We start from the raw sequence: 13,655 nt of genomic DNA on the forward strand, positions 1-13,655 counted from the left end.
GTCTCCCCGGTCTTCCCCCGGGGGTAATGGAAGGTAATTTGTTGTTAAATAAAGTAAATTATGAAATCCCCCATTTCCCCCGTATTCTCTGCTTCATTATGAATAATCTTAGAGAAAGGAACCGTAGAGGACCGTAGAAAGACCGTAGCAGTGGGGTAAGGAAGAGACACATCAGAGGGTGTTGAGGTGTGTAAAAGTAACGAACATCTGCGAAAATGGCGAGAAATCCAGCAAACAAATAACGTGTTGCAACGACCAGAAATCTACCGTAGCTAAGAAAGGAAAAAGCCCCGCTTTGCAGCGAGGCCTTATGAATAGTGGTGCCCGGACTCGGAATCGAACCAAGGACACGGGGATTTTCAATCCCCTGCTCTACCGACTGAGCTATCCGGGCAACGGGGCGCATTAAACCCGATCCTCCCTCCGGCGTCAACGAAATTTGTTGCTTTCGGTGCAGACTGCACACTCTCTCACCATTTCGTCGCAAAATTAAGCGAAAAAGTGCGTCCAGAGCGCGGATAGCGGCATCGCGAGCAGGAGGGCAGGGAGCATGTTCACCACTGCAAACATCTTAATGCCACAGATTCGCAGCCCTGTCGCCAGCAGCAACAGGCCGCCGACGGCGGTAAAGTCTGCCATCATCGCTGGCGTTGTCAGCGGCAGGATCAGCGTGGCGCAGGTGGCCAGCGCCAGTTGAATAAGCAACATCGGCACGCAAATCGCGGCGACGGCGATGCCGAGGGTGGTGGCAAAGATGGTGGCAGTAAAGAAATCCAGAAACGCTTTCGCAATCAATATGCTGGGATCGCCGGTCATCCCTTCCTGCATCGAACCGAATATCCCCGTGCCGCTGGCGCAGAACAGAATAATGATCGCAACGTAGTTCTGAATAAACGACTCGTGCGTGCCGTGCTTCGCCTTGCCCGGTCGGGCAATCAGATTTTTGGCTTTGCCTACCGCGTGATTGATGCCCTTTTCCAGATAGCAAAATTCGCCGATCAGCGCGCCGAGCAGCGTCGCCAGTACCATCACCGGCAGGTTGGCGCATTTCACCACTAAAAGGATACCAATCCCTAACGACGCCAGGCCAAAAATGGAGGGCATGGAGACGCGAATACGCTCCGGCAACCGCTGGCTTAATACTGCCCCAAGTACACCGCCCAGCAATACGGCTCCCGCATTGATAAAGGGTCCAATTACCACGTTTAACTCCTGTTATTTAAGCACTGGCATTGCATCATTATGGCACGTTCGTCCCTGATTACGCTTAGCTTTGGGAGGCGTAACGCATACTGATTCCTTCTTGCACCTGAAAATAAAAGGTGACATGATTGCGCGAATTTTCTCCTTCCTGTCTCACCGTTCGGTGAGGGTATTTGCGCCTATGAAAACCATGAAAATTGCCGTCAGCCGCGAGCTGGTATCCAAAGTTTCTACGCATCGCGAAAAGGTTATGCTGGATAACACTGATTTCACCGATGTGGCGGCAGTCGTCATTACGGTTGTTGAAAGCTACAGCGGCATTCTCGCGTTGCTGAAGCGTACGGGCTTTCAGCTACCGGTATTTATGTTCTCAACAGAGCCAGGAGAGGTGCCAGAGGGTGTCACGGCGATCATCTCGGGTAAAGCACAGGAATTGCTGGAACTGGAATCTGCCGCCTGCCGGTATGAAGAGAACCTGCTGCCACCCTTTTTTGACACCCTGAGCCAGTATGTGGCGATGGGAAACAGCACCTTTGCCTGTCCGGGTCACCAGCACGGCGCCTTTTTCAAAAAACACCCGGCGGGGCGGCAGTTCTACGACTTCTTCGGTGAAAACGTGTTTCGTGCCGATATGTGCAATGCCGACGTGAAGCTCGGTGATTTGCTGATCCACGAAGGTTCTGCCAAGCACGCGCAAAAGTTCGCGGCGAAAGTGTTCAACGCGGATAAAACCTACTTCGTGCTGAACGGCACGTCGGCGGCCAATAAAGTGGTGACCAATGCGCTGCTGACTCGTGGCGATCTGGTGCTGTTCGATCGTAACAACCACAAGTCCAACCATCATGGGGCGCTGATCCAGACCGGGGCAACGCCTGTCTATCTTGAGGCAGCCCGTAATCCGTTTGGTTTTATCGGCGGGATTGATGAGCACTGCTTTGATGAGGCCTGGCTGCGGGAACTGATCCGTGACGTCGCGCCGCAGAAAGCCGCCGAGGCGCGCCCGTTCCGTCTGGCGATCATTCAGCTCGGCACCTACGATGGCACGATCTACAACGCCCGTCAGGTGATCGACAATATCGGGCACCTTTGCGACTACATCCTCTTTGACTCCGCCTGGGTCGGCTACGAGCAATTTATCCCGATGATGGCGGAAACGTCTCCGCTTCTGCTGGAACTGAACGAGAACGATCCGGGAATTTTCGTGACCCAGTAGGTCCACAAGCAGCAGGCCGGGTTCTCACAAACGTCGCAGATCCATAAAAAGGATAACCATATTCGCGGTCAGTCGCGCTTCTGCCCGCACAAGCGGCTGAACAACGCGTTCATGCTGCATGCCTCCACCAGCCCGTTTTACCCGCTGTTTGCGGCGCTGGACGTGAACGCCAAGATCCACGAGGGCGAAAGCGGACGCAGGCTGTGGGCGGAGTGTGTCGAGTTGGGCATTGAAGCGCGCAAGGCCATCATCGCTAACTGCCATATGATCAAACCGTTTATCCCACCGGTGGTGGCGGGGCGGCCATGGCAGGATCACCCCACGCAGGCCATCGCCAGCGAACGTCGCTTCTTTAGTTTTGAACCGGGTGCAAAATGGCACGGTTTTGAAGGCTATGCCCGCGAGCAGTATTTCGTCGATCCGTGCAAGCTGCTGCTGACCACGCCGGGCATTGATGCTGAAACAGGGCACTATACCGATTTCGGCATTCCGGCGACCATTCTCGCCCACTACCTGCGCGAGAACGGCATTGTGCCGGAGAAGTGCGATCTCAACTCCATCCTGTTCCTGCTGACGCCAGCCGAGAGCGCGGAGAAGCTGATGCAGCTGGTGGCGATGCTGGGGCAGTTTGAACAGCATATTGAAGACGACACACCGCTCGCGGATGTGCTTCCTACCATCTATCAGAAATACCCGGTGCGTTACCGCGACTATACGATCCGCCAGCTATGCCAGGAGATGCACGATCTCTACGTCAGCTTTAACGTGAAGGATTTACAGAAGGCGATGTTCCGTCAGGAGAGCCTGCCTGCCGTGGTGATGAACCCCCAGGATGCCAACCAGGAGTACATTCGCGGGAACGTCGAACTGGTGCGTATTCGTGACGCCGAAGGACGCATTGCCGCCGAAGGTGCGCTGCCATACCCGCCGGGCGTGCTGTGCGTGGTGCCGGGGGAAGTCTGGGGTGGAGCAGTACAGCGCTACTTCCTGGCACTGGAAGAGGGCATTAATATGCTGCCGGGTTTCTCCCCAGAGTTGCAGGGCGTTTACAGCGAGAAGGATGCGGACGGGATCAAGCGGCTGTATGGGTACGTATTGAAGTAGGGACCCTCACCCTCTCCCCAAAGGGGAGAGGGGATTGCACGGAGCCGTCTTTTCACCCTCGCCCCTTTGGGGAGAGGGCCGGGGTGAGGGGAGTTAAGTCGCACTACGCCTGTACATCCTTCTCGGATGTCCAATCTTACCGTACAGCATCTCCACCGTCAGAAAACCCACCTCCACGCAGTGTTCCAGATAGCGCCGGGTGGTGGTTTTACTCAGGCCCGTCTCGCTCACCACCTCATCCACCGTAAAACAGTGCGCCGCCTTGTTGTTAAACAGCATTTGCACCCGCGCCAGCGTGTTCTCCTCTATCCCTTTGCTGCCGTTGTCCAGACGATAGTTTTTCGCCTGTAACTGATAGAGTGAATCCACGTTCTGCTGGTCGACAATCTTCCAGACGCGCTGCTGTTCGGCAAACTGCACAAAACGCTCCAGCGACTGGCTGAGCCGCTTCCAGGAGACCGGCTTAAGGATATAGTCGAACGCGCCGTTACGAATGGCCTGGCTACAGGTGTCCATATCGCTGGCGGCGGTGATGAAAATCACCGAGCAGTTGGCGCGGGTGAGCATCGGGTTGCTGATAAGGGTGATGCCTTTGCCGTCCGGCAGGTAGTTATCCAGCAGCATCAGCTTCGGCTGTTTGCTCTCCAGTTGTACCTGCGCGTCGGCCAGCGACGCGGCAATCCCCACCAGCCTCAGACGCGGATGTTTACCGATAAGCTCCGCGTGCAGTTGCGCCAGTTCGTTCTCGTCTTCAACAATCAGTACGTCGATAAGTTCATGTTGCATAGTCGGTATCTTCCAGTTCCTGTACGGGGTGCCGGGCCGTTCCCGTGGCGGGAATAAACAGTGAGAAAATGGCACCGCGTGGGGTGTTATCGGCAACTTCAATTGCACCGCCAGCCTGTGTGACATAGCTTTCAATCAGATACAGGCCAATACCATGATCGCCGCGCGTTTTGGTGGTGATGCCGCGCTCAAAGATCCGGTCGCGGATCTCCGGTGTGATGCCGACGCCCTGGTCGGCGACTTCAATAATCAGTTCCTGCTCGTTCAGCTTTATCAGCACGTCCACCGGGGCATGCGGGAGCGGTGCACGCTGGGTCGCTTCAATGGCGTTATCCAGCAAGTTCCCGATGATCGAGATAAGTTCCGATTCGAGCAGCGGCAGGAACGGTTTATCCACCCGGCAGGCCGGATCGAAACTCAGCTCAACGCCTTTTTCACGCGCGCGGGCGGCCTTTCCAAGCAGCAAACCACACAGCGTCGGAGAGCTAAAGCGGGACGAGATAAAGTCCAGCAGCTCCTGAGCGTGTTCCGACTGCGCCTGTATGTAGCGAATTGCCTCGTCATAACGGCCCATATGCAGCAGGCCGGACAGCGTAGTCATGCGGTTCAGCTGTTCATGGCGCATGATGCGCAGGTTATCAACGTAGCGCTTCACCTGGCTGAGCTGGGCGCTGAGCGAGTCGATCTCGTTGCGATCGCGAAAGGTGATCACCCAGCCCTGCAATGCATCTTCCAGCATTATCCGCACCCGGCTGGCAATGACCGTGAGATCGTTAAAGCGACAGATCTCATCGTGGGTGTCTTTCGCAAGCATGGTTTGCGCATTGAAGAACGGGACGGGCGCGATCACCTGGCTGATGAGTTGACCCCGCAGTTCGCGGGCGGGCTGGCGTAAGCCTAATAATTTACGCGCCGCCTGGTTGATCACCTCAATGCGGAGATCGTCATCGATGGCAATCACCCCTTCATAAATGGATTCCATCATCGCCTTTTGCTGGCGCACCAGCAGGCCGATTTCGCGCGGCTCCAGAGAGAATATCTGCTTCTTGATGCTGCGGGTGAAGAACCAGGAGAAAATAAACAGGGCGATAAGCAGCAGCACGGCGGCAATCAGGATATTAACCACCTTGCTGACGGTGATGGTGTCCAGATAGCTTGTGAGATAGCCTACCGAAACAATCCCCACCACCTGCCCGGCATCATTAAAAATGGGCGCTTTGCTGCGCAGTGAAATGCCTAACCCGCCCTTGCGGATGGTGATGGTACTTTTGCCGTGTAATACCTCGTCGTTATCTCCGCCAACCAGCGTTTTGCCTACCCGGTCGGCAAACACGGAGTGGAAAAGATGCAGCCCCTTATTGTCACCAATCACAATAAAACTGGCGTCGCTGCGGGCGGCTATTTTCTGCATAAAGTCATGGATGCCCTGGATATCCTTTTGTTCGACTTCTTTTCGCAGGGTTGGAATAAGCGCAATTTCTTCAGCCTGTATTTTTGCGCGCGCGCTCATTTCCTGATAAAGCTGCCTGCCGACATCGACATAATAATATCCGCCCAGTAATGCGAACAGCACTGAGAAAAAGGCGACCAGCGAAATAAACAGCTTGATCTGAAACGATACTTTCATAACTATCACGCGAGATATCAACAGGTCGGCTGAATATATCATCTTTTAAGGCCAGGATGCCCGCTTTGCCGAAAACTTGTGATCCCTTGCACAGCGCAGCCTGTAAAAGATTTTTCCGAAAGTCTCATCCTCTTAAGGTTAAATGAATAAATGTTATTTCTTTGTTCAGTTAAGAAAAGAAACCATAAAAACCACGGCAATAAATAAGGCATAAATCACATTAAATAAAAGAAACCATTAAAACCATAGTGTCCATTAAAACTTCGCTTTTAATATGCCATCCCTCACATAAAGTAAGCCTTTGTGACTCTAAGCTGAACGCACAAAATAACTAAGGGGCTTATTATGAGCACAACTGACGATTCATTCTCTGTTACCCACGACCCGATTGATATTCAGCGGCCATCGCTCAAAGAGCGCTGGTGGCATATTATGGATACCTGGAAAATCGGCATTATACCTCTGCCGCTGTTCGTTCTGGCGGGCGCGCTGATTGCGATTGATTGCCTGGGCGGAAAACTACCGAGCGACATTGTGGTCATGGTGGCCACGCTGGCCTTCTTCGGCTTTGCCTGCGGTGAGTTCGGCAAACGCCTGCCGATTGTCGGCAAGCTCGGCGCGGCGGCAATTTGCGCCACCTTTATCCCTTCCGCGCTGGTCTATTACGGCCTGCTGCCGGATGTAGTAGTGGAATCCACCACTAAGTTCTATAAATCCACCAACATTCTTTATCTCTATATTTGCTGCATTATCGTCGGCAGCATCATGAGTATGAACCGCACCGTGCTGATCCAGGGCTTCCTGCGCATCTTCTTCCCGATGCTGTGCGGTGAAATCGTCGGCATGATTGTCGGCATGGGTGTTGGGCTGGCGCTGGGCCTCGAGCCGTTCCAGATCTTCTTCTTTATCATTCTGCCGATCATGGCGGGCGGCGTCGGGGAAGGGGCAATCCCGCTTTCCATCGGCTATGCCACCCTGTTGCATATGGATCAGGGCGTGGCGCTCGGCCGCGTACTGCCGATGGTGATGCTCGGCGGCCTGACGGCGATCATTATCTCCGGTTGCCTCAACCAGCTCGGGAAACGCTACCCGCACCTGACCGGTGAAGGCCAGCTGATGCCGAATCGCGCCAATGCCGATGCCACCGTCTCTCAGCCTGCGTTCTCCGGCAAAGCGGACGTGACGACCATCGCCTCCGGCGCGCTGCTGGCGGTGTTGCTGTACATGCTGGGTATGCTCGGTCACAAGCTGATTGGTCTGCCAGCGCCGGTGGGCATGCTGTTTATGGCGGTGCTGGTGAAGCTCTGCAACGGTGCCTCTCCGCGTCTGCTGGAGGGCTCTCAGGTGGTGTACAAATTCTTCCAGACCTCTGTGACCTACCCGATTCTCTTTGCCGTTGGCGTAGCCATCACCCCATGGCATGAACTGGTGGCCGCCTTCACGCTGACCAACCTGCTGGTGATTATCAGCACCGTCTCCGCGCTGGTGGCAACCGGGTTCTTCGTCGGCAAAAAGATTGGCATGCACCCGATTGATGTCGCCATCGTCTCCTGCTGCCAGAGCGGCCAGGGCGGTACCGGCGACGTGGCGATCCTGACCGCAGGCAACCGCATGAGCCTGATGCCGTTCGCCCAGATTGCTACCCGTATCGGCGGGGCGATTAACGTCTCCATCTCTCTGCTGATTCTGGGCAACTTCCTCGTTTAAGTTTTCAGGAAAGAACAATGAAACTCGCAAGCTTTTTATACCAGGGAAAACGCAGCTACGGCATTGTCCAGGCCGACGGCGTGATTGATTTAGGTCGCCGTCTGGGCGACCGCTACAGCGACCTTAAGGCGCTGCTGCAGGGCAACGGGCTGGCGCAGGCTACCCGCTACCTGAACGATGCCGTGGACGTGCCGATGAGCGCCATCACCTTCTTACCGGTGATTGAGCAGCCGGAAAAAATCCTCTGCGTGGGCATGAACTACGCCGACAAGCGCAAGGAGTTTGACCAGCACAACCCGGCCCCGACGCTGTTTGTTCGCTTCCCGGATTCACAGACCGGCCACAACGAGCCGGTGCCGAAGCCGCGCCACTCCAGCGAATTCGACTACGAAGGCGAGCTGGCGGTGATCATCGGTAAAGGCGGGGAGAACATCAGCCGCGACGACGCCCTGCGCCATGTGGCCGGCTACAGCTGCTACATGGACGGCTCCGCCCGCGACTGGCAGCACACCTGGTTTACCGCCGGTAAAAACTGGCGCAAAACCGGCGCGTTTGGCCCGTGGATGGCGACGGCGGACGAGATCCCTGATCCGCACCAACTGGCAATCCGCACCTGGCTGAACGGCCGCATGGTGCAGGAAGACAACACCAGCAGCATGATCCACAAGGTGGCGGAGCTGATCGAGTACATCAGCACCTTCACCCGCTTAAGTCCTGGCGATGTGATCATCACCGGATCCCCAGGTGGGGTGGGTAAAAAGCGTAACCCGCCGCTGTTTATGAAAGAGGGGGATCGCATTGAGGTGGAGATCGAGCATATCGGTCATCTGAGCAACGTGATCGTGGAAGCGCCAGCCGTCGGGCTTGCGGCAGCACATTAAGTAAGGCGGCAGCATGCATTCGCAACCCATCGATTTTCGCCACACGCTGGTGGCGAAACACCCGGAACGCTTGAGTCAGATCCGTTACCTGCTGGCAGACAGCGGCCTTGGCCTGGACAACGACATCACGCTGTTCGTCGAAGCCTGGTCCGGCGCGCAGCTGGTGGGTTGCGCCGGGCTGGCTGCCAACGTCATCAAATGCGTGGCGGTCAACGAGCAGCTTCGTGGGGAAAACCTCAGCGCGCGTCTGCTGGCAGAGGTGGAAAATGCGGCGCTGGAGCGCGGCCATTTTCACCTCTTCCTCTGCACCCGTCCGTGCAATAAGGAACGCTTTGGCCGCAGCGGTTTCTGGCCGATTGCCCAGAGCGGGAACAACGCGGTGCTAATGGAGAACACCCCGCAGGGGATCGCGCGCTACTGCCGTACCTTAAGCCGGATGCGAAGGGGCGGGGAAAAAATTGGTGCCATTGTGATGAATGCCAACCCATTCACCCTCGGCCACCGTCATCTGGTGGAGCAGGCGGCGGCGCAGTGCGATGCCCTGCATCTGTTTGTAGTGCGTGAAGACGCCTCGTTCTTCCCGTTCAGCGCGCGCCTTGAGATGGTGCGCGCGGGCGTGGCGCATCTGCCGAGCGTGGTGGTGCATGAAGGCTCGCAGTACATCATCTCCCGCGCCACGTTTCCGGCCTACTTCCTGAAGGAGACCGGCAAAGTGCAGCAGGCGTGGAGCGAGATCGACGTGCTGATCTTCCGGGACTTCATCGCCCCGGCGCTGGGCATCACGCACCGTTTCATCGGCTCGGAGCCGTTCTGCGATATCACCCGCCAGTACAACCAGACGCTGCACGACCTGCTGGCCTCGCATATTGACGTGGTGGAGATGCCGCGCATCAAGGCCACCGGCAACGCCATTTCGGCCTCGGAAGTGCGCCGTTTACTCAAGACACAGCAGTTTTCCCGGATCCGGGAGATTGTCCCGGACTCCACCTTCGCGCACCTCGAAGCACATTATCGTGCGAGTGCGGAAGTCGCATAACTATCAGGAATTTATCATGAATATTGTAAGGGAGGCGCTGGCCGGAACGCAGGAGTCCAGCGACCTGATGGTGAAAATCGCCCCCGCTCACGGTGAGCTGGAGATCGTCATCCACAGCGAAGTGATTAAGCAGTTTGGCGAGCAGATTCGCCAGGTGGTCAACGACACATTGCGCGCCATGAACGTGCACCAGGGATTAATCATTATTGAAGACAAAGGGGCGCTGGACTGTGTGATCCGCGCTCGCCTGCAAAGCGCGCTTCTGCGTGCCGCCGATGAACAGGCCATCAACTGGGGGGCGCTGAAATGAGCAAACTCCGCCGCAGTATGCTGTTCCTGCCGGGCGCCAATGCCGCCATGCTCTCTACCGCCTTTATCTACCGCCCCGACTCCATCATGTTTGACCTTGAGGACGCCGTGGCCCTGCGCGAGAAAGACACCGCACGCATGCTGGTGTTCCACGCGTTGCAGCACCCGATGTATCAGGATATCGAAACCGTGGTGCGCATTAACCCGCTGAGCACGTCGTTTGGCCTGCTGGATCTGGAGGCCGCCGTGCGCGCGGGCGTGGACGTGATACGCCTGCCGAAAACCGACACCCCGGACGATATTTACGAGCTGGAAGGCCACCTCGAGCGTATCGAGCAGGCGTGCGGCCGCGAGGTGGGTTCCACCCGCGTGATGGCGGCGATTGAATCGGCCATTGGCGTCATCAACGCCGTGGCGATTGCCCGCAGCTCCCCGCGCCTGATCGGCATTGCGCTGGCCGCCTTTGACTACGTGATGGACATGCAGACCGAGCGCGGCGACGGCACCGAGCTGTTCTACGCCCGCTGCGCCGTGCTGCACGCCGCCCGCGCGGCAGGCATCGACGCCTTCGACGTGGTGTGGTCAGACGTTAACGATGAAGCCGGGTTCCTGCGCGAAGTCGATCTGATCCGCAAGATGGGCTTTAACGGCAAATCGCTGATTAACCCGCGCCAGATAGACCTGCTGCACAACGCCTACGCCCCGACACGGGAAGAAGTGGAACACGCGAAACGGGTGATTGAGGCGGCAGAAGAGGGCGAGCGTAACGGCCTGGGCGTGGTGTCGCTCAACGGCAAAATGGTGGATGCACCGATTATTAACCACGCGCAGGTGGTGCTGGAGCGCGCGGCGGCCTCCGGCGTGCGTCGGTAAGGATGACATAATGAATCAGACAGAACTTCTCCATATGAATTTCCCCCATCTGCGGGATCTGAAACCCTTTGATACCGCCCACAGCGCGACGCCGTGGCTGGCGGACAGCGAGGCGAAGCACAGCCGCAAGCTCTGCGCCTCTATTGAAGAGGCGGTTAAGCGCTGCGGCTTGCAGGACGGGATGACCATCTCCTTCCACCACGCCTTTCGCGAAGGCGACCGGGTGATCAACACCGTCGTGGCGCTGCTGGCGCGGATGGGCTTCAAAAATCTGACCCTGGCTTCCAGCTCGCTGATGACCTGCAACGACGCGCTGATCGAGCATATCGAAAGCGGCGTCATCACTCGGATTTACACCTCCGGCATGCGCGGCAGGCTGGCGGATGCCATCTCTCACGGGCTGATGGAGGAGCCGGTACAAATTCACTCCCACGGCGGGCGCGTGAAGCTACTCCAGGACGGCGAGCTGAACATCGACGTGGCGTTTCTCGGCGTGCCGTGCAGCGATGAGTTTGGCAACGCCAACGGCACGCACGGCAAATCGTGCTGCGGCTCGCTGGGCTACGCGATGGTGGACGCGCAGTTTGCCCGTAAGGTGGTGCTGCTGACCGAAGCGCTGGTGCCGTTCCCCAATATGCCCGCCAGCCTGGTGCAGGATCAGGTGGACTACATCGTGCAGGTGGAGAGCGTGGGCGACCCGGCGAAAATCAGCGTCGGCGCAGCGCGCGTCACCAGCAACCCGCGCGAGCTGATGATCGCCCGCTATGCGGCGGACGTGATTGAACACTCCGGCTACTTCAAACCGGGCTTCTCGATGCAGACCGGCTCCGGCGCGGCGGCCACGGCCTGCACTCGCTTTATGGAAGAGAAGATGGAGCGCAGCGGCGTGAAGGCGCGCTTTGCGCTCGGCGGCATCACCGGCAGCCTGGTGGATCTGCACGAGAAGGGGCTCATCGAAAAGCTGCTCGATACCCAGTGTTTTGACGGTCAGGCGGCGGCCTCGCTGGCGCGTAACCCGAACCACGTGGAGATCTCCACCAACGTCTACGCCAACCCCGGCAGCAAGGCGGCAAGCTGCGACCAGCTCGACGTGGTGATCCTCAGCGCCCTGGAAATCGACGTCGACTTTAACGTCAATGTCATCACCGGCTCCGATGGCGTGATGCGTGGCGCATCCGGCGGACACTGCGACGTGGCGGCGGCAGCCAACCTGACCATTGTGGTCGCGCCGCTGCTGCGAAGCCGCATCCCGACCGTCGTGAAGCGCGTTACCACTCGCCTCACGCCGGGGGAGAGCATTGACGTGCTGGTCACCGACCACGGTATTGCGGTCAACCCGGCGCGCCCGGAGATCCGCGAACGACTCATGGAAGCAGGGATGAAGGTTGTAGATATCAACGCGCTGTATGAGCGAGCGATTTCGTTGACAGGCGTACCGAAACCGATTGAGTTCACCGACAAAATCGTCGGGGTGATCCGCTACCGCGACGGCAGCGTGATCGACACTGTGCGACAGGTGAAGGAGGAAGTATGACTTTTGCGACACCCGTGCGGGCGGGTGTCAGCCTGGAGGAACTGCTGGCGGCGAAAGAGCGCCGCGCAGCCCGCCAGGCTGACTGGCTTACGCACTATCAACAACCGGTGATCTCCCTCACGCTGGTCACGCCCGGGGAAATCAAAGACAGCCTGCGCTACCGCAACACCATGGGGGTGGCGTTACAGATGTGCGACCAGCTGCTGTGGGAAAACCGCTGGCAGGTGCTGGACCGCCAGGTGCTCTGGCTACCCACCGGACCTGAAGCGCTGTGGTGCGTCGCGCATCCGGCGGCGGAAATTAAGGCGCACTGTGCAGAACTGGAGCAGACGCACCCGCTCGGCAGACTGTGGGATCTGGACGTGATCTGCCCTGAAAACGGCCTCGTGGGCCGTCAGTCGCTGGGTTCACACCTCAGACGCTGTCTGATTTGCGACGAGCCCGCCCACGCCTGTTCCCGTTCGCGCCACCATCCCGTTGAGCAGGTGGTTTCCCGCGTGGAGAAGATGATCGATGACTGGTTTGCTCGCGACTAAACCGCGCCCGGTTGACGTGCCTGCGCTTGCCGAAGCGGCGCTGTGGCAGGAGCTGGAGCTGACGCCCAAGCCGGGGCTGGTGGACAGGCTCAATAACGGCTCGCATCGGGATATGGACCATGCCTTGTTTGTCCGCAGCATTATGGCGATTACGCCGTGGTTTGCCCGGTTTGCGGAACTGGGTGAAGCACATGCGGCCAAACCTGCCGATCGGCAGTTGCGGATTCTCCGCCCAATGGGAATGGCCTGCGAGCAGGCAATGTACGCCGCCACGGGCGGGGTAAATACCCACAAGGGCGGTATTTTTGCTCTTGGTTTGCTCTGCTTCGCCGCCGGTCGTGTGAAAAATATCTCTGCGGATAGCCTCTGTTGTGAGGTAAGTAACATCTGTCGCGGGCTGGTGGCGCGGGAGCTGGCCGGGCGCAGCGGGCAGGCAACGGCGGGGGAGCGGCAGTTTCAGCATTACGGCTTAACCGGGGCGCGAGGCGAGGCGGAGAGCGGCTTTGCGACGGTGCGTAAGGCGCTGGGGCAGTGGAACGGACAGTTGCTTCACGACCTGCTGTTGCGCCTGATGGCGGTCAATCAGGACAGTAATCTCGTGTCACGCGGCGGCATTCAGGGGCTGCGCTATGTTCAGGGCTACGCGCGGGAACTGCTGGCTAACGGCTGGGATCGCGAGGCGTTGCTTAAGATGGATAAGGCACTGATTGAACGAAACCTGAGTCCGGGCGGCAGCGCGGATTTGCTGTCGGTGGGGTGGGTGCTGTCTGCTATAAAATAGCCGGGTGGCGGCTACGCCTTACCCGGCCTACGGTCTGGTTTTGTAGGCCCGGTAAGCGCAGCGCC

General features: G+C 58.0%; 11 protein-coding genes, 1 tRNA gene and 1 pseudogene. 9 read left to right on the plus strand and 4 right to left on the minus strand.

Features of this window, described 5'->3' with window-relative positions; all coding sequences use genetic code 11:
* Nucleotides 1-318: 318 nt before the first annotated feature.
* Nucleotides 319-394: transfer RNA gene (locus AM329_RS22490), tRNA-Phe, on the minus strand.
* 95 nt (nt 395-489) lie between these two features.
* Nucleotides 490-1,203, minus strand: a complete 714-nt coding sequence (locus AM329_RS22495) for a DUF554 domain-containing protein (protein ID WP_003862452.1) — start codon at nt 1,201-1,203, stop codon at nt 490-492.
* 181 nt (nt 1,204-1,384) lie between these two features.
* On the opposite strand from AM329_RS22495, the pseudogene AM329_RS22500 reads away from it, so the two are divergent.
* Nucleotides 1,385-3,520: pseudogene (locus tag AM329_RS22500) on the plus strand (ornithine decarboxylase).
* A 93-nt stretch (nt 3,521-3,613) separates the two neighbouring features.
* Here AM329_RS22500 and AM329_RS22505 read toward each other — a convergent pair.
* A complete protein-coding gene (locus AM329_RS22505) occupies nt 3,614-4,306 on the minus strand; it encodes a response regulator (protein ID WP_003862448.1) in 693 nt (230 codons plus the stop codon).
* Entirely contained in the window at nt 4,296-5,933 is a 1,638-nt protein-coding gene (locus AM329_RS22510) for a sensor histidine kinase (protein ID WP_003862446.1), read from the minus strand. Before AM329_RS22510 ends, AM329_RS22505 begins: the two co-directional genes overlap by 11 nt.
* A 345-nt stretch (nt 5,934-6,278) precedes the next feature.
* On the opposite strand from AM329_RS22510, the gene AM329_RS22515 reads away from it, so the two are divergent.
* Genes AM329_RS22515 through citG form a run of 8 tightly spaced genes read left to right on the plus strand, consistent with a single transcriptional unit; the run spans nt 6,279 to nt 13,590 of the window.
* On the plus strand, nt 6,279-7,640 hold the full coding sequence (locus tag AM329_RS22515) for a 2-hydroxycarboxylate transporter family protein (RefSeq protein ID WP_022651841.1): 1,362 nt from the start codon (nt 6,279-6,281) through the stop codon (nt 7,638-7,640).
* A 17-nt stretch (nt 7,641-7,657) separates the two neighbouring features.
* The gene (locus AM329_RS22520; protein ID WP_032610110.1) at nt 7,658-8,521 is read left to right on the plus strand and encodes a fumarylacetoacetate hydrolase family protein; all 864 of its coding nucleotides are present in this window, start codon (nt 7,658-7,660) and stop codon (nt 8,519-8,521) included.
* Between the two features lie 13 nt (nt 8,522-8,534).
* Complete coding sequence (gene citC, locus AM329_RS22525; RefSeq protein WP_032610109.1) at nt 8,535-9,557, plus strand: [citrate (pro-3S)-lyase] ligase; 1,023 nt, start codon at nt 8,535-8,537, stop codon at nt 9,555-9,557.
* A 16-nt stretch (nt 9,558-9,573) separates the two neighbouring features.
* The gene (gene citD, locus AM329_RS22530; RefSeq protein ID WP_017382935.1) at nt 9,574-9,867 is read left to right on the plus strand and encodes a citrate lyase acyl carrier protein; all 294 of its coding nucleotides are present in this window, start codon (nt 9,574-9,576) and stop codon (nt 9,865-9,867) included.
* On the plus strand, nt 9,864-10,739 hold the full coding sequence (gene citE / locus AM329_RS22535; RefSeq protein WP_032610107.1) for a citrate (pro-3S)-lyase subunit beta: 876 nt from the start codon (nt 9,864-9,866) through the stop codon (nt 10,737-10,739). Before citD ends, citE begins: the two co-directional genes overlap by 4 nt.
* 10 nt (nt 10,740-10,749) lie before the next feature.
* Nucleotides 10,750-12,273 carry a citrate lyase subunit alpha gene (gene citF, locus AM329_RS22540; RefSeq protein ID WP_023314829.1) on the plus strand — a complete coding sequence of 508 codons (1,524 nt, stop codon included), beginning with the start codon at nt 10,750-10,752 and terminating at the stop codon, nt 12,271-12,273.
* A complete protein-coding gene (citX, locus tag AM329_RS22545; protein WP_023314828.1) occupies nt 12,270-12,809 on the plus strand; it encodes a citrate lyase holo-[acyl-carrier protein] synthase in 540 nt (179 codons plus the stop codon). The genes citF and citX overlap by 4 nt, the downstream gene beginning before the upstream one ends.
* A complete protein-coding gene (gene citG, locus AM329_RS22550; RefSeq protein WP_032610106.1) occupies nt 12,787-13,590 on the plus strand; it encodes a triphosphoribosyl-dephospho-CoA synthase CitG in 804 nt (267 codons plus the stop codon). The genes citX and citG overlap by 23 nt, the downstream gene beginning before the upstream one ends.
* The last annotated feature ends 65 nt before the right edge of the window (nt 13,591-13,655 follow it).

It is taken from the genome of Enterobacter cloacae complex sp. AR_0002 (genome assembly GCF_001922365.1).
Lineage (GTDB): Bacteria > Pseudomonadota > Gammaproteobacteria > Enterobacterales > Enterobacteriaceae > Enterobacter > Enterobacter hormaechei_C.

Excerpts from the sequence above, each read along its gene's own strand:
- AM329_RS22505 (WP_003862448.1), bottom strand. The coding sequence starts at position 4,306 with ATGCAACATGAACTTATCGACGTACTGATTGTTGAAGACGAGAACGAA.
- AM329_RS22510 (WP_003862446.1), bottom strand. The coding sequence starts at position 5,933 with ATGAAAGTATCGTTTCAGATCAAGCTGTTTATTTCGCTGGTCGCCTTT.
- AM329_RS22515 (WP_022651841.1), top strand. The coding sequence starts at position 6,279 with ATGAGCACAACTGACGATTCATTCTCTGTTACCCACGACCCGATTGAT.
- AM329_RS22520 (WP_032610110.1), top strand. The coding sequence starts at position 7,658 with ATGAAACTCGCAAGCTTTTTATACCAGGGAAAACGCAGCTACGGCATT.
- citC (WP_032610109.1), top strand. The coding sequence starts at position 8,535 with ATGCATTCGCAACCCATCGATTTTCGCCACACGCTGGTGGCGAAACAC.
- citD (WP_017382935.1), top strand. The coding sequence starts at position 9,574 with ATGAATATTGTAAGGGAGGCGCTGGCCGGAACGCAGGAGTCCAGCGAC.
- citE (WP_032610107.1), top strand. The coding sequence starts at position 9,864 with ATGAGCAAACTCCGCCGCAGTATGCTGTTCCTGCCGGGCGCCAATGCC.
- citF (WP_023314829.1), top strand. The coding sequence starts at position 10,750 with ATGAATCAGACAGAACTTCTCCATATGAATTTCCCCCATCTGCGGGAT.
- citX (WP_023314828.1), top strand. The coding sequence starts at position 12,270 with ATGACTTTTGCGACACCCGTGCGGGCGGGTGTCAGCCTGGAGGAACTG.
- citG (WP_032610106.1), top strand. The coding sequence starts at position 12,787 with ATGACTGGTTTGCTCGCGACTAAACCGCGCCCGGTTGACGTGCCTGCG.